Consider the following 22,613-nt stretch of genomic DNA (forward strand, 5'->3'; position numbering starts at 1 on the left):
AGCTGAATAATCTGATGGAAAGTAGCATTCGGCTTGGTGTAATTGGGCCAAGATGGATACGTGCTGTAATCGATCCATGTTTACAAATGTTTCCTTCTATTCAGCCGATTTTTCGCCTATCTGATGAACTAGAAGAGGCAATTGTCTTTACAGAAGAACTGGAACATGAAGTCGATGCGTATATTTATTCTGGCCAAGTACCATATATGTTAGCAAAGTTTAAAATACCACCAGGCATCCCCGCGTTTTACATACCATTAAAAGGAACGGGTTTGTATCAAGCATTGTATAAATTGCGAATGAATGCGCCATTTACGCATATAAGTTTTGACGGGATTATTTCCGCATATGTTGATAGAGTCAAAGTCGTCTTGAATGAAAATTTTTCATATAGTATATGTGACCAAAAGCCTCTATTGGAAAATGTGGCGGAGATGGTTCGCTTTCACGAAGGTCATTTTAAAACGAGTGAAAATAGTGTTGCCATTACTTGTATGAAATTAGTATCTGAACGATTGACTGAAAGGGGTATCCCGAATGAATGGCTAAGACCAACTGAAGAAGATATTACGGTAACTTTGGAAAGATTGCTACTTGCTACAACGCAACGAAGGCAACGGGAATCACAGATCGTTTTTGGGCGTATTCAGATTGATAGTTATTCAAAGTTGGTGAAGCAACTAGCCTCCGAGCATCAGGTGCAAAAAAGAAATGTTCAATTATATAGGCTGTTGCTTGATTATGTAGAACAATTAGACGGTTATTTAACATCTGTTAGTGAAGATGAGTATTTGTTTATTACAAATCGGGGTATATTTGAACAAGTCACGGAAGGTTATAAGCGCATGCCAATAGTAGAAGATGTCAAGCTACGATTGAATCTTCGGGTTTCCATTGGTGTTGGTTTTGGTAGGAGTGCCACGGAAGCTGGTACACATTCGCGAATGGCTTTATTTCAAGCACAGGATTATGGTGGCTCCGCGTGTTTTATCGTTAAAGAAGATAGAAGCGTCTTTGGACCAGTAGAGTGGGAAGCACCAATTGTATATCCGCTGACAGTGACCGATCAAAAAATACTCGGTCGTGCGGAGAAAACGGGAATGAATGCCGCATATTTAGAGAAAATGATTGCGATAGTTAGAAGGAAAAAGAGAAACGAATTTACTGCGTATGAATTGGCACAAATAGTAGGGATCACAACGCGTAGTGCGCATCGAATCATTTTAAGTTGGCAAGATGCGGAGCTTATTAAGGTAGTTGGAACGGAAAAAATGTCAACGCGGGGGCGACCTCGCCAAGTATATCAATTCGACTTTAATGTAGAGGAAGGCGAGGAGAATTAAATGAATATAGGAATGATCGGAATTGATACATCACACTGTGAAATTTTTGCAAGGCTCTTAAATGATAAAAATGATCCACACTATATAAAAGGTGCACGAGTTACCAAAGCGATACCCTTCTATTCCCCAGAATTGCCAATTAGCGCAGATCGGACCGTTCAGCTAACGGAAAAGGTGAAGATGCAATATGATGTTGAAATGGTGGAAGATGTAGCGATATTCTGTGAAAAACTAGATGGTATTCTTTTGACAGCAGTAGATGGTAGTACACATCTTGAATGGATAAGAAAACTTGCACCATACCAAATCCCTATCTTCATTGATAAGCCGATTACTTTTTCAAGTGAGGACTTAAGGGAAATACGTGAACTCGCGGAAACATATCAAGTGCCATTGATGAGTTCATCGTCTTTAAGGTTTGCAGAAAGTTTTATTGATTTGAAAGAAGCTATGAAAGAACCGGAGATGGCATATATATATGGACCATTACCGATGCAAGAAGGAATACCAGGCTACTTTTGGTATGGTATTCATATGGTGGAGATGGCTGTTGCGTTAATGGGGACAGATATTAAACATGTTCAAGTCGATCACTATGAGACATATGAACTTTGTCATATGACATTTAAGAGCGGTAGCCAAGTAATAATGCGAGGAGAAGATGAATGGCATCATTACTTTGGAATTGTTGGGCATACGTCTGGAAATACTTTTAATGCGGAAATATGGAAAGATGAGAAGCCATACTATGCTAGTTTATTGGAGAAAGTAATTGCTTTCTTTCAATCAAGGGTTTCACCTGTCCCTTGGGAGGAAACGGAAGCAGTCGTTTCTATAATTGAGAAGATAAATATACAACGAACAGTGTGATGTCTTACACAATACGGGCAACAATTATCTAGCCAAGTTGAAATAATTGCTGCTGCGTTTTATGTAAAGGTCAAATGAAATAAAATCCTGTTGACTGACGAGGACAACAGGATTTTATTATTCCAAATTAGCGTTAATTACTTCATCTATTACTGTACCATCCATAAACTTAGGTGATTTGAGCCCCATTAGTTCGTATAATGTGGGAGCGATATCTATCGTAGAAATTGAACTCGTTATATTATCTTGTGTTAAACCATTACCTGTTACGAATAAAACCGGGCGCAATGCTTTACGTTCTGGATTACCGCCGTGATTCCCTAAATCAACTGCCTTTTTTGCTGTTTCATCATCATCTTGCGCGATAAAATATCCTTGTTTCGCAATCAACAATACATCGCCTGCCCGCTCGTGGTCAAGGACATTTCCTTTTTTGTTTCCTGCCGTAATTACATCCTCAAATGGGTTCTCTTTTATCCCAACCATTACCCGAAACATTCCTCGCCAAGTAGAGGCTGTATCCGAGAAATCTGCTTCACCACTGTGAACCTTATCTGACCAATCACTGTATAAATACCGTACTGTTTCTTTCTTTGGAATGTCTAGTCTTTTTATTTTTAGCTTTTCGAAAATCTTAACTATTTTATTTTGAACTTTAGGATACTCATCCTCTGAAACAATTCCATTTTGTTCACGACCAGCCAAATTAATATAAATATGTCCAATTGCACCACTTGCAACAGCATATGCTTTCGATTTGGAAGTATCTATTTTACCTTGCTCATTTTTATGTAATAGTCCGGCTTTTTCTAGTTCACTATTAGGAGCGATCATCGTATGAACAGGTTCCATCCCATGATCAGAAGCCAGAAATAGTAGATCATTATCGTTCATTGCTTGCAATGTTTCACCGAGAGACTGATCAGTCAATTGATATGCCCATTTAATATAATTCATATATTGATGCGATTTTTCCTTTGAATATCCGGGTTGTCTTGGGTCTACCAGTAGATATTTATGTTCCTCATGATCAATTTGAGGATAATAGAACATTAATAAATCAGGCTTATATTTTTCTTTTATATAGAGCGATACATCCGTTGTCCATTTAGCAAATCGTTCGCTGATCTGCTCATAATCTTCCCGCGTAATCCATTTTTTAGCTAGTGCGTGATCGTCATCTTGGGTAGGAAGAAAGCCAAATTTTTCTGAAATGTCCTGTTTAAAGTTAGAAGGACCTTCTATTGCTGCTGAAGTTACAGCTGTTCTGTATAGCTTTACTTTAGACAGGGATTTGTCTAATTCTTTTAGCTTAAAAGAAAATCCGGCTGTATTATTTCTATTTAACGAAATAATTCCCCATTCATCTGCTTGAACAACTGTCGCTTGATTCGCATCCTTTTTTACAGAAACATAAAAAGTATCATAATCTGTCATGCTGTTATTTGTAGAATCAACAGCTAATATATAAACAGTCTGCTCCTTATCTTTTTGAAATTTTATCTGAAATGCCGCATCCCTAAGGGGACTATAGCTTTTCGGTGGATTTGTCCATGTTTTTGCTGATTTAAAACGAAGTGTTTCAAGGGCACTTTCTGCCCAAGTCTCATCATAATAAATGGAATATGTCGCTTGATTCCCATCTTCTGGATTGGAACCAGGGAAAAGAATGGTGGCTGTTGTTTTTCCTTGCTTTTTCGCTTCCGACCAAATAGGGGTTGCACCAAGTGGTGAGAAGAAAGCACTTTGTTTATCGGTAAGTTTTCCCCCTGATTGATGGAGATTATTGCTGATCATCCCTGTTTTATTAGGTTTTGCTCCCGTAGAAATGGCAGCATGGGAGGCTGCCGTTAACGAAGGGAAAATCGTTTTAATATCTTCAGCAAATAATCCATTATCTTTCACATTTTCAAAGTTTGGAAGCAGTCCCTCATCCATATATTTTGTGGTGAAGTCATGGCGCATTCCATCGAAGGAAATGACGATATGTGTGTGTGCTTCTTCTGCGTTTTTTGCAGGCGGTAAAATGATTTGTCCTGCTAGAATAATTATAATTAATGTCATTCCTTTTTTTAATGGATTCAAGATCCTACTCCTCTCTTTTACTAATGGTAGGTTCAGCTTATTTTCCCTTTTTCCTTGTTTATAAAACAAATAAACGTCACAATTTGAAGTATTAATAGGTTAAATAAAATGTATGCGGTGCCATTATTCTGCTAATATTGACAAAGAATATTTCGTATATTAGCATGATTACAATCACAATTTTCATAAAATTCATTGGAGCTATATTATGCTCAGGTCAGGGAGGAAGAACGTAGTGAGAAGTCCCTTAATTTTTCAATCAGATTTCGGTCTTGGTGATGGTGCGGTTAGTGCGATGTATGGGGTTGCTAATGGTGTGGATAATTCGCTCAAAATTTTTGATTTAACCCATGAGATCCCGCCATACAATATTTGGGAAGGATCATATCGGTTGTTGCAGACGATCTCATATTGGCCTGAGGGTTCAGTGTTTGTTTCTGTTGTTGACCCTGGCGTAGGATCGGAACGGAGAAGCGTTGTAGCTAAAACAGCTTCTAACCATTATATCGTTACTCCGGATAACGGAACATTGACACATATTCACCAGCAAATAGGAATTACACAAATTCGTATTATTGATGAAAATATTAATCGCTTACCTAATTCAGGTGCATCACATACTTTTCATGGTCGCGATATATATGCGTATTCTGGCGCGAGACTGGCATCAAATACAATTTCATTTGAGGACGTAGGGCCTGAAGGTGATTTAGGATCCATTGTTCAGCTACCTTTTCTTTCAGCGAATTTAGAAGATGGCGTGCTATCAGGAATGATCGATGTACTTGATGTCCGATACGGAAATCTATGGACGAATATTAGTCGGTCTTTACTGATGGAACTCGGTGTTGAGTATGGTGGGCATGTCAAAGTAGCGATTGACCATGATGGAACACGTGTATATGTAAAGAAAATGATTTACGGGAAGTCATTTGCTGATAATAATGTTGGTGAAGCACTTATTTATATTAATTCCCTCGATAATGTAGCTGTTGCAATTAATCAAGCTTCTTTTGCTGAAAAGTATCAGATTGGAACAGGGATAGATTGGAAAATAAATATAAGTAAGGGATAAGTTTTTTGCTACGTCAGTCTTTAAGGAAGCGAAAAATCCCAATCATATGGTAAAATTGATAGAAATGAGGAAGAGCCTCAAATTACATATATTCAAGGAGATAAATATGGAAAAAATACTTGTTTTCGGACATAAAAATCCAGACACAGATACCATTTGTTCAGCGCTAGTATATGCAGATGTGAAAACGAAGCTTGGTTTAAATGTGGAAGCTGTGCGGTTAGGTGAAGTGAATGGTGAAACCCAATATGCATTAGATCATTTTCAAGTAAGCGCACCAAGACAAGTGGAGACCGTAGCTACTGAGGTCAAACAAGTTATTTTAGTAGATCATAACGAGCGTCAGCAAAGTGCGGTAGATATTGATGAAGTGCAAGTGATAGAAGTAATTGACCATCATCGCATTGCTAATTTCGAAACGAGTGATCCACTCTATTTTCGTGCAGAGCCAGTTGGATGTACCGCAACGATTTTAAATAAGATTTATAAGGAAAATAATTTGGAAATCGATAAAAAGATGGCTGGCCTAATGCTATCCGCGATTATTTCAGATTCCTTACTGTTTAAATCTCCAACATGTACAGAGGAAGATATTGTGGCAGCAAAAGAACTAGCGGATATTGCTGGTGTGGATGCAGATAGCTATGGACTCGAGATGTTAAAAGCGGGCGCAGATGTAAGCGGGAAAACAGTAGAACAATTACTAACTTTAGATGCGAAAGAGTTTAATATGGGTAGCGCTAAAGTGGAAATCGCGCAAGTCAATGCTGTTGGAGTTGAAGATGTATTAGCGAGAAAAGCTGAAATTGAAGCAGCACTTTCCGACGTAATTGCAGAAAGAGGATTAGATTTATTCCTCTTTGTAGTGACAGATATTTTGACGAATGACTCCACGGCTATTGCTGTTGGGCAAGCAGCCAAAACAGTAGAGCAGGCATTTAATATCACACTTCAAAATAATGAAGCAGTATTAAAAGGCGTTGTTTCGAGAAAAAAACAAATCGTCCCACCACTGACAGCAGCATTAAATAAATAATCAAAGGGACAGCGTGTTGCTGTCCTCTTTCTATATGCAATATGTAAAGCTGCACTGCTATTTGAGTATTGGATGAAAAGGAGTTTGTTAATTTTGAAAGTAGCATATTTAGGACCAAAAGGAACGTTTTCTGAAGAAGCGGCATTAAAGTACTTTTCAGAAGAGGAGATTATCCCGATTAATCTTGGGACCATCCTCGATGTGCTTGAAGCAGTTACTGACGAACGCGTAGATAAAGGAATTGTACCGATTGAAAATGCAATTGAAGGCACGATTACGATGACGACCGATGGTTTAATCAATAATGATTTATGGATTGAAGGCGAAGCTATTTTACCTGTAGCGCTTCATTTGTTGACAGTCGAAGGAGCTAGTTTGGAAAACATTAAGGAAGTATGGTCAATCCCACCTGCCTTAGCCCAATGTCGGGCATATACGAGAGAACTAAGAGCGGAGACGAAACACTATAACAGTACAGCAAACGCTGCCGAGTCACTTAAAAAAGCAGGAAGACTTGATGCAGGAGCGATTGCATCAGAGTGGGCTGCAAAAACATTTGATTTAAAGATCGCCAAAAGTAATATACAAGACTTTGAAGGCAATTCTACACGGTTCTTAATCTTATCAAAAAAAGATACAAAAAAACAAGCAACAGAGAAAACGATGCTGCTTGTAACGCCAATAGAAGACCGCCCTGGATTACTTGCGATCATCCTTAATGTTTTTTCATCATTGGGTGTCAACCTTACATGGATTGAATCAAGACCAACGAAAGTAAAATTAGGTACATATCGTTTCTTTCTAGAAGCTGGTCTAGGAATGCACGAGTCAAATTTGAAAAAAGCGATCGCTATTTTAGAAACATATGGATATGATGTTCGCGTGTTAGGTAGCTATAACGCGAAGCATCTGTAAAAAGAGTTGAATAATAATTAATGAGGTGTAAAAATGAAAATTGCAGTGTGGTCTGATTTTGTTTGCCCGTTTTGCTATATTGGTAAACGTCGTTTAGAAGAAGCACTTAAGCAGTTTGATCATCGTGATCAAATCGAAATTGAGTTTAAAAGCTTTGAGTTAGATCCGAACGCTCCGAAAGATAGCAAGCAAAGTATGCAAGAAGTCCTCGCAACTAAATATGGCATGTCGCTTGAAAAAGCGAAAGAGATGAATGCTAGCATTGGCGAGCAGGCAGCGAGTGTAGGGTTGACGTTCAATTTTGAAAATATGAAGCCTACAAATACATTTGACGCACATCGACTTGCCCATTTTGCGAAGAAGCAAGGGAAAGATGCGCAATTGACGGAAAAGCTACTATATGCGTATTTTACAGATTCGAAAAATGTCGGCGATCAAATTACTTTAGCAAATATTGCGGAAACAGTAGGGATTGCACATGAAGATGCTTTAACTGTTTTAAATGATGAACAAGCTTATGCCGATGACGTTCGCAATGATCAAAAAACGGCTCAGCAAATTGGTGTGCGTGGTGTACCATTTTTCGTCATTAACGATAAATATGCGATATCAGGTGCCCAAGCTCCAGAAACATTCCTCGGCGCGCTACAAAAAGCATGGGAAGAAGCGAATGCTACGCCAGTGCTTGAGGATGTATCCGGAAATAATGCTGAGGGTACAAGCTGTACGGATGATGGTTGTGCGGTTCCGGACAATAAATAAGTTTAAAAAACAGACGATCATAATAACTGATCGTCTGTTTTTTCAACTCACTATGAAATCACGGCTCTTGTTAGGGTCTCGCTTCATTTTTGGTTAAATCATTCGGGATATACTTTATTGGACATCACGGTTTAAACTTGGTAAATATATCTTTCACCATATTCACCGCTATCCCTGATCCACCACCTTCTTCAACACCTTCAACCATTAAAGCAATTAATAGATCTGGATTTTCTTTCTTATAAGCTACGAACCAGCCATTCTCTTTACCTTTTTCATTTTGTTTTTCCTTAAATTCCGCTGTTCCAGTTTTTCCAGCTAGTGGATAATCCTGTATTCTTGCGCCACGGGCTGTCCCTTTTGGATCCTCCACCACTTTGACTAGTGCTTGGTGAATATTCTCCGCTTGCTCCGCGCTAACCACGTCTTTTTTCCAAATTTGTCCGGGCTGATCATCCATTTGCAAAATTGGTTTGATCATATTTCCTTTATTGACAAATGGTGTAAATGCACTGGCTAAATGTAGTACACTCATTTCTACTTGTCCTTGACCATAGCCTGAATCAGCTAGAGCAATGTCGGAGTCAATCGTTCCGATTTTTGAATCTTCCATTGGATAGAGAAAAGGTAGCTTCTCTTCAAAGCCGAATTTTTTTAATCCGGAAATAAATTTATCCTTACCAAGCTCAAGTGTTGTTTGCGCAAAGTAAATATTATCAGAGTATATTAATGCTTTTTCAAGATCAATTGGCGTCCCAGGGTCTGAGACTCTTTTTACCTTATAGCCACCCCAAGATGCATCTTTTTGCCATGTTAGATCTTTGATTTCAATTGCTTTTTTCCAATCGATTATACCTTCGTTCAATTCTATCGCTGCTGTGATTGGTTTGATTACTGAACCTGGGGCAGTGCTCTTATTAAAACGAATGGTTAAAGGTTTATTTGGATCGTCTTGTAGAGCTGCCCATTGTTCATTCGTTGCCCCTAAAGAAAGTGTATTAGGGTTAAAGCTTGGACTACTAACTAAGGCAAGTGTTTCTCCCGTAATTGGATCCATAGCTACCGCTGTTCCGGGTTTGCCCGCCAGTTCTTCAAATATTGTTCTCTGCAGGGTGCTATCGATTGTCAATTTAACGTTTTCGCCATCCTTTACAGGTTTCTCAGCAAGGAAAATTTCTGATCCATCTTCTTTGTTGATAACGATTTGTACACCGTTTTCGCCTTTTAATCGATCTTCAAGTACCTTTTCCAGACCTCTTTTACCAATACTATCTGTGTTGCTATAGCCTTTTCCTTTATTTTTCTCTATTTCGTCAGCTGTAATAGGGCCAATATTACCTGTCAAATGGGCTGCAGCCTCACCCAATGGATAGACCCTTGCCTCGACCCCCATACTGTGAACAGACGGAACTTCAGATAGTTTATCCAAAAGCTCCGTTTCGTCACTTGCGATTGTATGAATCGGGACGAAGTGCTCGGGTTTTACCCAAGAGGCACTTAATGCCTTTTCAATTTGTTCTGGACTTACTCCCAAAAGATCGGAAACTTTTTGTTTAATCTCTTCTTCATTACCAGTCATATCTTGAGGAACGATGCCAATTTGCCTGGCTTGTCCCGTTTCAGCGAGTTCGATACCATTCTTATCGATAATATCTCCACGCTTGGCGGGGGTAGTAGGAAGGGAGATTTTATCCCCATCTTCAAGATCTGGGAAAATAAAAGATGTATCCCAATTAACATACCAATTTTTTGCCTCATCGCGTTCTTCTTTTACGATGATCGCTTTATGGTCAAATTCGATTTCTCCAGCGATACTTTCCATTTTAGTTGAAAAAGAAAATGGAACTTCCTCTAGTTCTTCCTTTGTCTCTTCATCTTCTTTAGGCTTCTTAAAAAGTACTGATAAATTATGAATCTCTAAATCTTCATATATTTTTTTGTAACGATTCGTGAAATCCTCTTTAGAAATAGATTCTTTCGCATCTGTTGACAAATAATCATACATCTTATCAAACTTTTGATCGTTCCAAAGCTTTACATAGTCCGCAAATCGATCTTCCGGTTTTGGATCTTCTACTTTATTACATCCGGCAACAACAAACACAAACATGAAAAGAAATAAAATCATCATATACTTTTTCAATATGTATCCCTCCAACCTATGACAATAATTGTAACATTTTGAGATAATGAATAACATATTAAACGAGAGATATTCACTCATTTTTTGTTGATATGATAAAATGATAACTGTTCGGACTTTCATTATAGCTAGTTGTATGAAGATAGAGAGGCTGTTGCTATGAGGAAAGTACAAAGCCCACATACATAAGGAAAAGCAGTGAATATCTATCCTAAATTATATAGAGGATATTTGTCTTTTTATCAACATTGAAAATGCTGAAACGATAAGGTTAAAGGGCGGGAAGACTAATATAAATTATTTTATAAAACTTAATTTTGAAAGGATGTGTTTATCGTGAAGAAATATTTTATCATCCGTATCCTTATTTTATTATTTTATGTTGCCTGCTTATGGTACGGATTGAAAATGCGAAGTGATGCGGGATATATTTTGGCCGGAGGAGGAGTCGTCCTAGGTCTTGTCCTTAACTATATAAACTATCGTGTGAATTTCAAAGGGAAATTCGATCAACCGCAAAAATAATCGATTCGATATTAAAACAACTCCAAGCGGGATTATGAGGCTTGGAGTTGTTTTAGTTTACGGATACATGTCATTGTAATTTGAACCAATACTTCCGCAAATACGAGTCCCATTGCAATAGCACCTGAGATAATAAATGCTTTTGCTGCAAGTGGGATGGAACCAGTATAATCATTGCTCACAACATGACGCATCGCATCGTAAGCAGATCCGCCTGGAACTAGTGGGATAATCCCGGCGACAATGAAAATAATAATTGGTGTTTTATAATATTTAGCCATGATATGACCAATTAAGGCTACAGCGAAAGCACCTGAGAAGGCAGCAACGGAAACGTCATAACGTGCATTCGACATTAACCAGTACACAAGCCATCCAATCATACCGACTAAACCACATTGAATTAATGACTTTTTTGGTGCGTTAAAAATAACTCCAAATCCAGCTGCCGCAATAAAACTTAACAGTGCGTGGACAAGTAAACTCGGCATATTATTCTCCTTTTCTACATCCATAATGAAAACACAACGGCAACTCCTGCTCCGATCGCAAAGGCTGTTAAAAATGCTTCGGCACCTTTCGATAGTCCTGAAACAAAATGACCCGCCATAAGATCACGAATGGCATTGGTAATTAATAGCCCGGGGACTAGCGGCATGACGGAAGCGATAATAATCAAATCGAGATCCCATCCCCAACCATTTTTTACTGCAAGCATTGCGGCAACCCCAATCGCAAAAGCAGCTGAAAACTCAGCGAAAAATTTTACTTTCGTAATACGCTGAATCAGTACTAAAATAAAAAAACCTATGCCTCCAACGATAAAGGCGGGCAGAAAATCTGACCAATTTCCATTAAACATAATTAAAAAACTTGCGCTTGCTAAAGCTGCCGCCGCAATTTGCATCCAGATAGGAAAGGAGAAACGGGCTTTGTCTAATTCTTGGAATTTGAGCAAAGCTTCTCGCGCGTTTAACTGTTTGTTAGATATCATCCGAGAGATATCGTTCACCTTAGCTATTTTCTCTAAATCGGTTCCACGCTCATTAATCCGAACGAGATGGGTGGGACTTAATCCATCTAAGGAAAAAATGATTCCTGTTGGAGTTACAAAGCTTTGGCTATCGGAAATACCATTAGCATCCGCTATTCTTCTCATCGTATCTTCAACGCGATAAGTTTCTGCCCCGCATTGCATCAGAATTCGACCAGCAAGTAGACAAGCTTCTACTATAGTCTGGTCATTACCCGTAATATCTTCTTGCAATACAATTCGACCTCCACATCAAGTTTTGACATCGGGAATTTTTATTTTTAAAATAAACTTATTTTGCATGGCTGAAAAGTCGAGGACACCTCGATGGTTCTTTACGATCCGCGCTATTTGCTTTGTACCAAATCCTTCGTGATTACCGCCTTTGGTCGTTATTGCTTTACTTGTATACATTCGTGAAGTCGTATAATGGTCGAGTAGGATTGTACTATTTTGGCAAATAATGATCCATATACCGCTGTGTTTTCTGCATGTAAGGATAACGTAACCGCCGTTGCCATTTTTCTCTTTGTATTCAGATGCTGCCTCTATCGCGTTCTCTAATATGTTGCTAATGAAAGAGATACGCTCATGTTCTGCTAAAGGTAGTCCTGAGATCGCGTGCTGAATATGATATTCAAGAACGATGCCTTTTTCCTTAGCTTGTCGATAATATGCAAAGAGAGCGCCAGCAGTGATGTTTGATTCTCTACGCAAAAGCTCATCCATTTCTGTGTATTGACCAAATAATTGAGACCGGTACGCTTTTATTTCATCGGTAAATAAATCAGCATGTTGCAATGCCGTAGTATGTTTCTGCAAGTCGTGGCGCTGTTTTCTAAGTTCGAATAGTAAAGCAGTTTGTTGATTAAAATTGGCAAGTACTGCAAGATGTTTTCGCTTTTCTGTTTGGTGAGCACTACTGAAATACGTAAATACCCCAAGCTGAAGCAACATTCCTAAGGTAACAATAGGTGAGGCAGTATAATAAGCGGTACATAGCCAGCTTAGCAATAGTATGGCAATAATGCAGTCACTTTGAAAGGGCAAGCGTAATGAATAGTATTCTCTTAACTGCCATAATGCCCCCAATAAGAGCAGACCAGATACGAGAAAGTCCTTTGTCCATATTGTCCACAGAATGGCTAAAATCCACGGAACGAGCTGCATTCTTTCACCTCAAAAATAATATTTTTGTAAATAGTCCATTTTTTCTTTTGTTAACATAGCATTTCTTTTCGTTCCTTCGAATAAAACACTATATGATTTTTTCGTATAAATTGAAAAGCTTTTTACATAATGGAGATTAATAATAAATGAGCGATGTGAACGGATAAAATTACTTTCACGCAAAGTTCCTTCAAGCTCATTCATCGTCAAATAAGCTTCAAATGTATCATTTGCGGTATAAATAGTTGTAGAGCGCCCCGTCCGTTCTGCAAAAATAATATCTTTCTTCGGAATCATTTCGATATGCCCTTTTTGCCTAAGGATGAGCCTTCCTGTTAAATCGCCTGCATGTTGTTTTTCTCGGTATTTTGAGAGCGCCTGGAGCAATCGTTCTTTCTTATAAGGTTTTAAAATATAATCATGCACATTTAGTTCAAAGGCATTGACCGCATATCCGCTTTTCGCTGTTACGAAAATTACTGTAATTAGAAGTCCGTGTGTTTGAATGAAATCTGCAAGTTCATATCCGGAAATACCAGGCATTTCGATATCAGCTATTAATAAATCAATGTTGCTTTTTTGAATTTCTTGATAGGCCTCTTTAGGATTGGTTGTGGAAAAAATAAGCTCCACATCTTCTTCCCCTTCTAAAATATACTTTAGCTTATCAAGATCTATGATTCTATCGTCGACAATTCCCACTTTCATGCTGAAAACTCCTTTGGAAATACTATACATTATTATAGAGTATTTTCCAGATACATAGTTAAAGAAGTTTTCACCCATTCACGACATGAAAGGTCCCTTTCGCGACGAGATGGCAGACGGGGAGGAGAATTGATCGTACAATACAGTTATATATTACCGAGAGGGAGATGAACGGCATGATTGTGGTTAATCAAGTGTCTAAACAATTTAAGGATAAAAAACAATATGTAAAAGCGGTTGATTTTATATCATTAAATATCCCTAAAGGGCATGTTGTCGGATTAATTGGGGAAAATGGGGCTGGTAAAACGACATTGCTTCGTATGCTCTGCACATTAATAGAGCCAGATGAAGGAACGATAACGCTTGATGGCCGTAATATTTTTGAAAATAAAGTTCAAGTGCGGTCTCGGTTAGGTGTCCTATTTGGATCGGAAACGGGACTTTATAATAGATTGACTGCACGAGAGAACCTAGAATACTTTGGAAGTCTTTACGGTATGTCAGCACATGATATTAAAAATCAGATCGACATGCTTGCGAAGCGGTTCGGCATGCGCAAATATCTTGATAGAAAAGTAGAGGGATTTTCCAAAGGTATGAAGCAGAAAGTTGCAATTGCACGCACACTCATTCATGACCCGGATATCGTTTTATTTGATGAGCCAACAACAGGTCTTGATATCACTTCATCGAATATTTTCCGGGAATTTATTTATCAATATAAAAGTGAAGGTAAAACGATTGTCTTTTCCACACATATTATGGATGAAATCGCCCAGCTTTGTGAAGATGTCATTATGATGCACAAGGGGCAAATAGTTTATGAAGGCGCTCTTGAAGAACTTTATGAGCAGGAAAATAGCCGCGATCTCAACTATTTATTCACATCTAATGTTGTCAGGGGGGATTTATATGTTTAAAACAATTTTTCTAAAAGAAATAAGATGTTCTTCGAGATAAACGGAGTATTACTTTGCTTGTTCTTTTTCCAGTTTTAATGATGGCAGGTCTTACTTTATTTTATGATAAAATCCTTACAACTAGCCATGAAGATGAGTTTACGATCGCTGTTGAAGAAGGAACGGATACAGAGTTGCTTGAGCAACTTGGCAATTATATGCCAACAATGAGTATTGAAACAATGTCTGATGTTCAGAAGGCGGTAGAAGAAAAGGAAGTCCAGATTGGATTGGTTCTTGACTCAGAATGGGAAAGTAAACTTGAATCACAGGAAACAGTACCTGTTCAGATTCTATATGATCCGAGCAGCCAAGAATCCTCTAATGCTTCAACGCTTGTGATGGGTGCTTTTACACAGTGGCAACAGGAAATGGTCCAACTCAGACTAGCTGGTCATAATATTGACAGCAATATCGTGGAAGTTTTCCAAATGGAAACAAAAACGACAAAGGATGAAGACAATGCCATTGCATCATTTATGCTCGCCCTACTGCTCCCAATGTTGATTCCAATTGCGGTCATACCCATCAGCATCAGAGTTGTTTGCGGGAGAAAAGGAAAAGAAAACAATTGAAGCATTGCTAATCACACCTGTGAAACCAATAAAAATCCTGTTGGCGAAATGGCTAACCATTTCATTACTAGGTATCTTTACAGGAGTACTTTGTGGCGGTGTGCTTAGCCTACTCATGAACTTTACAACCGAATTGAAGAAAGGGTTTGCGGTGATTCCGAATCCCGCGACATTTATAGCAATGAGTATTGTGTTAATTGTACTATTTGCGGTTTTTATCGCGGAAGTGGAAATGATCCTCAGTATGTTAGCGAATTCTGTGAAAGAAGCTGGTTATTATATCACACCAGTCTTCAGTATTATTGTACTTCCAATGATGTTCATGTTTTTTGCGAGTGAAACCCTAAATATGTCACTGTATGCCATTCCGATTATGAATTTATTTTTATTCGTTCGTGATGCGTTCGGAGGACAATTAACAGCAGGTGCATTTTGGGTTGCAGCTGGAAGCTATGTATTGTTAATCGGTATATTATTTCCGGTAGCGATAAAACTTTTTGGCAACCACCGATTAATGCTCGGAAAATAATAGTTGACATTACGGAAGATTTCTAATATTATCATTATCAACCAATTCAAAACTTATGCAATGATGAAGAGTAGTAGCCTGTGTGGCACTGAAGAGAGCCGGTGGTTGGTGCAAACCGGTGTGATCATACAGATGAATGGACTTCTGAGCTTCTAAACCGAACCTTGATTATATGAGGTGTAGGCTTTGGCGAAAATCCCGTCGTTACAAGGGAGTACGTATCATGCATTTGCATGTATACTTAATGAGAGCTGTTTTACAGCTGAAAAAAAGGTGGCACCACGGTCCCTCGTCCTTTGGATGAGGGGCCTTTTTACGTAGAAAAGTAGAAGGCGCTCGTTTAGTAATGGGATTAGTACGTTGTAGCTAGACATAAGGAACAACGGCTAGGCGCGCAACGTCGTGTGGCAACGCCGTTGTGACCCACGTCATGTGGGCCTTAGTTCGCCAGGTCGTGTGGCAAAACAGTACGTCATGTAGGCCTAATAATTAAAACGTTGAGCAAGAGGAGTATGTGCAATGATTTCGTTTCAGAGAACCGGTGATGGTGTGAATCCGGTACGAAAGCTTGGGCAGAATGGACTTGCGAGTGGTTCCTTGAATTGTTAGTAGGGGAACACGGTTTTCCGCCGTTACATGGATAGGGCATCGGAGTTATTCCCGTGCCTGAAAGAGCCCAATATGAGGTGGCACCGCGGTTATGATCGCCCTCAGATAAACACAGTTTTCATGTGTTTGTCTGAGGGCTTTTTTTGTTTAAAAAAAGAGAGGGGAATGAAAATGCAAACAAAAAATGCGAGTTTTAAAATGAAAAAGTTGAATGGTGATGTGTTGACTCCGATTAATGTATTTTTACGATTGGAAGGTGTAAAGAAATTTTTGTTGGAAAGTTCATTGAAACATAATGAACAAGGACGTTATTCGTTTATCGGAGTAAATCCATTGATGGAAATCATTGGGGCTGGCGACCAGACAAAAGTTATTTCTTCAGATGGGGTAGTGATAAAAGAGGAGAAAGGACTGCCACTTAATATTTTGCGGACGAATCTACCTGAATTGACATTAGATCTTCCATTCCCTTTTTATGGTGGAGCAGTTGGCTATGTAGGTTACGATGCAATAAGGCAATATCGAGAGATTGGAGTCGATCTTTCGGATCAAATCGATATGCCTGATATTCATTTCATGATCTATGAAGACGTTGTTGTATTTGATCATTTAGCACAAACCATTTATTTGCTAGCGATTGATTTAGATGGAAAGCGATCGGAAGCGGAGCTAGAAAAGAGACTTGAAGAATTGGAAATGCAAATTTCCCGTAAAGAAACAGATGAATCTCTTTTTGATTGTAATATTGAATTTCGTCCTGAGATGGAAAAAGAAGAGTTTGTTCGTAGAATTGCAAAGGCTCAGGAATATGTGAAGAGTGGTGAACTTCTGCAAGTGGTGCTGTCACAAAGAATGATCGGTCATGTAGATGCAGATCCGTTCCACTTTTATCGTGTGTTACGTAACTCTAATCCGTCGCCATATATGTTTTTCTTAGATTTTGGTGAGCACGTTGTTTTAGGAGCTTCACCAGAAAGCTTTATTAAAACGAATGGGCGCCACGCCTCAACAAACCCAATTGCAGGGACGAGACCGCGGGGAGAGACAGTCGAGGAAGACGAAAAACTAGCTACGGAACTTTTATCAGATGAAAAAGAGTTATCCGAGCACCGGATGCTCGTTGATTTAAGTCGTGAAGAAATGTCAGAGGTTTGTATGCCGGATAGTATAGATGTAAAAAGGTATATGAAAATAGAACAATATCGCCATGTGATGCATATCGTCTCGGAAGTGGAAGGGGAGCTTGCTGAAGGGCAAATGGGTATCGATGCACTCATCGCATGCCTTCCGGCTGGGACGGTATCAGGGGCACCAAAAACGCGAGCAATGCAAATTATCAATGAGCTGGAAGATGTGAAGCGTGGTGTATATGGCGGTGCAATTGGCTATGTTAACGCGAATGGGGACATCGACTTCGCCCTCGCGATTCGCTCACTCGTTATCAAAGAGCAACAGGCATATTTACAGGCAGGTGCTGGAATTGTTATTGACTCAGTACCGGAGCGTGAATATATGGAAACAGTAAATAAGGCGAGAGCACTACTCAGCCCGGGAATAAAGTAGAAAAATGTAGACCAATAATATTATCCGTAAAAGCGTTGACATTGGAAATTCATGGTGCTAAGATATGAACATTCAAATAATTAAAATTTTACAGAAAGGGAGGCTGAATAACATGAAAAAGTTAATTGTCTTTACTCATCATCAATTGAATAAAGGATCAGCCTGTCGTTCGTAAATTAGTTTTTATCATAATTTAACGATAAAGACATGGGCTGTTTAAGGTCCATGTCTTTTTTATGTGAAGCATAGTTGCGCGCATTTCTTGGGCGCAACTATGCTTTTTTATTTTTAACAGAGAAAGGGTTGTTATTTTGAAGATTTCAGCATAAAAATTGCTGTTTCTTAATATATGAAAATGGAAAAAGGGAGTGGAAACAATAAGCGTGCTTTATGCATGTCTTTTATAAATGAGGAGGGAAATGAAATGACGAGAAAGAACATTCAACTAATGATTGCAGTGGAGCTAGAGAATGGGTAGCTAGGTAGAGGGAGGATAATATATGTTTAGTGTATTAGCGAAATTAGGCTGGTTTTTTAAAATGCATTGGAAGAGGTATGCAATTGCTTTAGTGTTACTTGGATTTGCGAATATATTTGAAGTCATTCCACCGTTTCTTCTTGGTGCAGGGATAGATCATATTCATCTCGGTACGATGACAAAAGATACATTATTCCTATATATTGGAATATTAGTCGGAATCTCCGTTTTTAATTATGTGGTAACTTATGTATGGCAGTATCAGCTTTTCGGTGGAGCGTTCATCGTAGAAAAGCTGATTCGGTCAAGGTTAATGAACCATTTGTTAAAAATGACGCCAACCTTTTTTGAGAAAAACCGTACAGGTGACTTGATGGCGAGGGGGACAAATGATTTAAGAGCGATCTCCACAACTGCGGGGTTTGGAATTTTAACACTATTTGATTCGACGATGTATATGATTACGATTCTATTGACGATGGGGTTTCTTGTTTCGTGGAAATTAACGCTTGCAGCCATATTACCATTGCCAATTTTGGCCTTGATTATTAAGATTCTAGGGGCGAAAATTCATACCCGCTTTATGACAGCGCAGGATGCTTTTGGAGATATGAACGACAGTGTCCTTGAAGCAGTTGCAGGTGTGCGCGTAATAAGAGCGTATGTACAGGAAAAAGAAAGTGAAGTTGATTTTCAAAAAATGACTGAGGATGTATATCAAAAAAATATTAATGTAGTCCAAATTGATGCCTTTTTTGGTCCTGTGACTAAAGTGATAACAGGTATTAGTTATATAATCGGATTGTCTTATGGGACTTATCTTGTCTTTCATCAAGAAATATCACTAGGGCATCTCGTTTCTTTCAACGTTTACCTAGGAATGCTTATATGGCCAATGTTTGCGATTGGAGAATTAATCAATGTGATGCAGCGCGGTAATGCTTCACTTGACCGAGTGCAGGAAATATTAAATCACGAGGAAGATGTAAAAGATCCAGAAGTTCCAAAAACAATTGAACAACCAGAAAAGATTGCATTTTCACAAACGGTATTCCGTTATCCATCTTCACATACAGATAATTTAGCAGATCTTTCATTGGAGATCGAACGTGGATCAACGATAGGTGTTGTTGGTAAAACTGGGAGTGGAAAGACAACTTTTATTAAACAGTTTTTACGGGAATATCCGTTGGGTCATGGTGATATTACGATTTCAGATATAAGTATTGCTGAACAGTCAAAAGATCAATTGCGAAGCTGGATCGGTTATGTACCACAAGACCATGTGCTGTTCTCTAGAAGTGTACGGGAAAATATATTGTTCGGAGACGAAAAGGCTACCGAATCTGATTTAAAGAAGGCGATTCATCTCGCTTATTTTGAAAAGGATTTAGCCATGTTGCCAGAAGGGTTGGATACACTTGTCGGTGAAAAAGGAGTGGCACTTTCTGGTGGGCAAAAGCAGCGGATATCGATTGCCCGGGCACTGATAAAAAATCCGGATTTACTCATATTAGATGATTCATTGTCTGCTGTGGATGCTAAAACGGAGGCACGTATCATCAGAAATATTCGGAAAGAAAGACAGGAAAAAACAACGATTATTACAACGCATCGATTATCTGCGATAGAACATGCTGATTGGATCATTGTTTTTGATGATGGAAAAGTAATCGAAGAAGGAACACATGAACAATTGCTTGAATCTCAAGGTTGGTATAAAGAACAATATGATAGACAACAGGTAGAGAGCTTGCTCGAAGAGGAGGTGCAAGCATAATGGTCGGTAAACGATTATTTCGATATGCACTATATTTCAAAGGACTCATTATTGCTGCACTTGCAATGCTGACGGTATCGGTTTGTGCTGACGTGCTTGAACCGATTATAGCGAAAACTTTAATTGATGAACATATTTTAGGAATAGAAGATCATTGGTTACAAACGGATCAAAGTGAATCATCCGTTAAATATAATGGGGAATTATATGTACGCGAACGTTATTTAGATGAGGGGAAAGCGAATGACACAGCAAGTTTAGCGACGATTTTACAAGTAGGAAGAAATTTTTATTTTATTGATTCGAAGGTGCCGCTTGAAGGTAAACGTGAAGTGAAAGATGGAAAGCTCATGATTTTAGATGAAGACACATCTACTACGGTCGATGCTAATAAATTATCGGCAAATGAAGTGTTGAGTTTCTATCAGCCAGAGCTTCCTGCAATGATCAAGCTACTTATTATTTATGCAGGCTTGTTCATCATATCGGCCCTATTTCAATATGGACAATATTTTTATTTGCAAAAAGCGGCAAATAGGATTATTCAAAAAATGCGCACAGATATCTTTGCACATGTACAAAGACTGCCAATTCGTTATTTCGATGATTTGCCTGCCGGAAAAGTAGTAGCGCGAATTACAAATGACACTGAAGCGATTAGAGAATTATATGTAGCGGTATTATCTACATTTTTCTCCGGTCTGATTTATATTATTGGCATATATATTGCCATGTTTTTTCTCGACGTGAAATTGGCTCTTTTCTGTTTAGCCCTTATGCCAATTATGTACGGATGGATGATTTTTTATCGGAAATATGCGTCAAAGTATAATCATGTCATTCGTTCTAAAGTAAGTGAATTGAATGCAATGATCAATGAATCGATTCAAGGAATGACGATCATCCAAGCTTTTCGTCGGGAAAAGCAGATGAGCAAGGAATTCGAAGAGTTGAATGAAACACATTTTCAATATCAAAATAAGATGCTCATATTAAATTCCTTGTCTTCACATAACTTCGTGGGGATCTTGCGAAATCTCGTATTTGTCGGCTTCATTTGGTATTTCGGAAGTGAAGCGATTGGTGTTCAGTCCGTGGTAACAATCGGTGTTTTGTATGCCTATGTTGATTATATTAATCGTTTATTTAACCCTGTTGGTAATATTGTCAACCAGTTCGCCAATTTAGAGCAGGCGCTAGTGGCTGGAGAACGTGTTTTCCGTCTTCTTGATGAGGCAGGTGAGGATGTTAGCACTGAAAAAATGGGGCGCTATAAAGGGAATGTTACCTTTGATCATGTTCATTTTGGCTATAAAGAAAATGAATACGTACTAAGAGACATTCACTTTGAAGCAAAACAAGGCGATACAGTTGCGCTTGTTGGTCATACTGGTTCAGGGAAAAGCTCGATTATGAATGTGCTGTTTCGGTTCTATGATTGTAATGAAGGAGAGATCCGGATTGACGGTAAAAATATTAAAGACATTCCGAAGCAAACACTCCGCGATCATATGGGGATAGTGCTACAGGATCCTTATTTATTTACTGGAACGATTGCGACGAATGTTAGTTTAAATGATCCGCGGATTACAAGGGATAAGGTAGATGCGGCATTAAAAGCAGTTGGTGCGGAAGGCGTGCTGAAAAACTTAGAAGATGGCTTTGATGAACGCGTCATCGAAAAAGGTAGTACATTATCATCCGGTCAGCGGCAGCTCGTTTCATTCGCGCGTGCACTTGCATTCGACCCAGCTATTCTGATCTTAGATGAAGCGACATCAAGCATTGATACTGAGACAGAAACGATTATTCAAGAAGCAATGGATGTGTTAAAAAAAGGAAGAACAACATTTATCATTGCCCATCGTCTTTCAACGATTAAAAACGCAGACCAAATTCTCGTGCTCGACCGCGGAACAATCGTAGAGCGCGGAAATCATCAAGAACTAATGGAGCAAAAAGGAAAGTACTATCAAATGTACCAACTACAAATCGGCCAAGAGGCAATGTAACAAAAAAAGCGAAATCTCCCGTGTAGTGATGTATAAACTGCGCCCACAGATGTGGGTGCGTGGACGTTGCCACAGGGTAGTCGAGAAGCCATATAAAGGAAACACGGTAAGCTGTGAAAAGGAAAGGCGCTCGTCCAGGGGCGACAAGCATAAGGCAAGGTGGCGGGAAGGTTGGTCTTTGCATTCTTGACGAATTGACTTATGAACTCGAACCCCTGGCTCACACCTGCAAGGCGAACCGATGTAACTTATCGTAGGAAGCATCCTGAAGTTTGCTAGTCACTGCGCGCTGTAGCTAGACAACGAAATGTTTAGTGATATATTTGCTGAGACTTAACAACTAGAGAGCGAAAGAAAAGGGTTCTGTTCCCCAGCGCATTTTAATGCTGAGGGGCAGATCCCTTTTCTGATCATTAATACATACATATTTGCTTAGGATA

The 22,613-nt window shown here is 38.9% G+C and carries 19 protein-coding genes and 2 other annotated features; of the genes, 13 read left to right on the plus strand and 6 right to left on the minus strand.

The annotated features are described in order from the left end of the window. The first annotated feature begins 14 nt into the window (after window positions 1–14). Both MHB53_RS18095 and MHB53_RS18100 read left to right on the plus strand, forming a co-directional pair. Window positions 15–1,343: a hypothetical protein gene (locus MHB53_RS18095; protein ID WP_340920990.1), complete on the plus strand. Its 1,329-nt coding sequence runs from the start codon at window positions 15–17 to the stop codon at window positions 1,341–1,343. Further along, complete coding sequence (locus MHB53_RS18100) at window positions 1,344–2,213, plus strand: Gfo/Idh/MocA family protein (RefSeq protein WP_340920992.1); 870 nt, start codon at window positions 1,344–1,346, stop codon at window positions 2,211–2,213. It begins immediately after the preceding gene. Window positions 2,214–2,330: 117 nt separating this feature from the next. On the opposite strand, the gene MHB53_RS18105 is transcribed toward MHB53_RS18100, so the two are convergent. Then, window positions 2,331–4,298, minus strand: a complete 1,968-nt coding sequence (locus MHB53_RS18105) for an alkaline phosphatase family protein (RefSeq protein ID WP_340920994.1) — start codon at window positions 4,296–4,298, stop codon at window positions 2,331–2,333. A gap of 208 nt (window positions 4,299–4,506) precedes the next feature. Here MHB53_RS18105 and MHB53_RS18110 point away from each other — a divergent pair, with 208 nt between their 5' ends. The 4 genes from MHB53_RS18110 to MHB53_RS18125 all read left to right on the plus strand — a co-directional run bounded on the left by MHB53_RS18110 (window position 4,507) and on the right by MHB53_RS18125 (window position 8,086). Further along, entirely contained in the window at window positions 4,507–5,373 is an 867-nt protein-coding gene (locus tag MHB53_RS18110) for an SAM hydrolase/SAM-dependent halogenase family protein (RefSeq protein WP_340920996.1), read from the plus strand. A gap of 106 nt (window positions 5,374–5,479) precedes the next feature. Further along, on the plus strand, window positions 5,480–6,409 hold the full coding sequence (locus MHB53_RS18115) for a manganese-dependent inorganic pyrophosphatase (RefSeq protein WP_340920997.1): 930 nt from the start codon (window positions 5,480–5,482) through the stop codon (window positions 6,407–6,409). 93 nt (window positions 6,410–6,502) lie between these two features. Continuing rightward, window positions 6,503–7,324 carry a prephenate dehydratase gene (gene pheA, locus MHB53_RS18120; protein ID WP_340921000.1) on the plus strand — a complete coding sequence of 274 codons (822 nt, stop codon included), beginning with the start codon at window positions 6,503–6,505 and terminating at the stop codon, window positions 7,322–7,324. A gap of 33 nt (window positions 7,325–7,357) precedes the next feature. After that, the gene (locus MHB53_RS18125) at window positions 7,358–8,086 is read left to right on the plus strand and encodes a DsbA family oxidoreductase (protein WP_340921001.1); all 729 of its coding nucleotides are present in this window, start codon (window positions 7,358–7,360) and stop codon (window positions 8,084–8,086) included. 124 nt (window positions 8,087–8,210) lie between these two features. Here MHB53_RS18125 and MHB53_RS18130 read toward each other — a convergent pair whose 3' ends face one another. After that, window positions 8,211–10,229 (minus strand): penicillin-binding transpeptidase domain-containing protein, encoded by a 2,019-nt coding sequence (locus tag MHB53_RS18130; RefSeq protein ID WP_340921002.1) that lies wholly within the window; start codon window positions 10,227–10,229, stop codon window positions 8,211–8,213. A 336-nt stretch (window positions 10,230–10,565) separates the two neighbouring features. Here MHB53_RS18130 and MHB53_RS18135 point away from each other — a divergent pair, with 336 nt between their 5' ends. Beyond that, window positions 10,566–10,754: a hypothetical protein gene (locus MHB53_RS18135; protein ID WP_340921004.1), complete on the plus strand. Its 189-nt coding sequence runs from the start codon at window positions 10,566–10,568 to the stop codon at window positions 10,752–10,754. A 32-nt stretch (window positions 10,755–10,786) separates the two neighbouring features. Here the strand turns inward: MHB53_RS18135 and MHB53_RS18140 are convergent, their stop codons facing one another. Genes MHB53_RS18140 through MHB53_RS18155 form a run of 4 tightly spaced genes read right to left on the minus strand, consistent with a single transcriptional unit; the run spans window position 10,787 to window position 13,665 of the window. Further along, window positions 10,787–11,245 carry a threonine/serine exporter family protein gene (locus MHB53_RS18140; protein ID WP_445661449.1) on the minus strand — a complete coding sequence of 153 codons (459 nt, stop codon included), beginning with the start codon at window positions 11,243–11,245 and terminating at the stop codon, window positions 10,787–10,789. A 14-nt stretch (window positions 11,246–11,259) separates the two neighbouring features. Then, window positions 11,260–12,021, minus strand: coding sequence for a threonine/serine exporter family protein (locus MHB53_RS18145; protein ID WP_340921009.1), 762 nt, complete (start codon window positions 12,019–12,021; stop codon window positions 11,260–11,262). Window positions 12,022–12,039: 18 nt separating this feature from the next. Beyond that, on the minus strand, window positions 12,040–12,957 hold the full coding sequence (locus tag MHB53_RS18150) for a sensor histidine kinase (RefSeq protein WP_340921012.1): 918 nt from the start codon (window positions 12,955–12,957) through the stop codon (window positions 12,040–12,042). A 9-nt stretch (window positions 12,958–12,966) separates the two neighbouring features. Further along, on the minus strand, window positions 12,967–13,665 hold the full coding sequence (locus MHB53_RS18155) for a LytR/AlgR family response regulator transcription factor (RefSeq protein ID WP_340921014.1): 699 nt from the start codon (window positions 13,663–13,665) through the stop codon (window positions 12,967–12,969). 176 nt (window positions 13,666–13,841) lie between these two features. On the opposite strand from MHB53_RS18155, the gene MHB53_RS18160 reads away from it, so the two are divergent. From MHB53_RS18160 to MHB53_RS18185, 6 genes are all read left to right on the plus strand, one after another. After that, on the plus strand, window positions 13,842–14,588 hold the full coding sequence (locus tag MHB53_RS18160) for an ATP-binding cassette domain-containing protein (RefSeq protein WP_340921016.1): 747 nt from the start codon (window positions 13,842–13,844) through the stop codon (window positions 14,586–14,588). 53 nt (window positions 14,589–14,641) lie between these two features. After that, window positions 14,642–15,202: an ABC transporter permease gene (locus tag MHB53_RS18165; protein WP_340921018.1), complete on the plus strand. Its 561-nt coding sequence runs from the start codon at window positions 14,642–14,644 to the stop codon at window positions 15,200–15,202. Further along, window positions 15,141–15,731, plus strand: a complete 591-nt coding sequence (locus MHB53_RS18170; RefSeq protein ID WP_340921020.1) for an ABC transporter permease — start codon at window positions 15,141–15,143, stop codon at window positions 15,729–15,731. The genes MHB53_RS18165 and MHB53_RS18170 overlap by 62 nt, the downstream gene beginning before the upstream one ends. A gap of 51 nt (window positions 15,732–15,782) precedes the next feature. After that, window positions 15,783–16,031, plus strand: a binding site (T-box leader). 188 nt (window positions 16,032–16,219) lie between these two features. Further along, window positions 16,220–16,446: a binding site (T-box leader), on the plus strand. Between the two features lie 59 nt (window positions 16,447–16,505). Next, window positions 16,506–17,903, plus strand: a complete 1,398-nt coding sequence (trpE, locus tag MHB53_RS18175) for an anthranilate synthase component I (RefSeq protein WP_445661450.1) — start codon at window positions 16,506–16,508, stop codon at window positions 17,901–17,903. A 500-nt stretch (window positions 17,904–18,403) separates the two neighbouring features. Further along, entirely contained in the window at window positions 18,404–20,161 is a 1,758-nt protein-coding gene (locus MHB53_RS18180; protein ID WP_340921024.1) for an ABC transporter ATP-binding protein, read from the plus strand. After that, complete coding sequence (locus MHB53_RS18185; protein ID WP_340921026.1) at window positions 20,161–22,173, plus strand: ABC transporter ATP-binding protein; 2,013 nt, start codon at window positions 20,161–20,163, stop codon at window positions 22,171–22,173. Before MHB53_RS18180 ends, MHB53_RS18185 begins: the two co-directional genes overlap by 1 nt. Window positions 22,174–22,613 lie beyond the last annotated feature (440 nt).

Source organism: Bacillus sp. FSL K6-3431 (assembly GCF_038002605.1).
Taxonomy (GTDB): Bacteria; Bacillota; Bacilli; order Bacillales; family Bacillaceae_C; genus Lederbergia.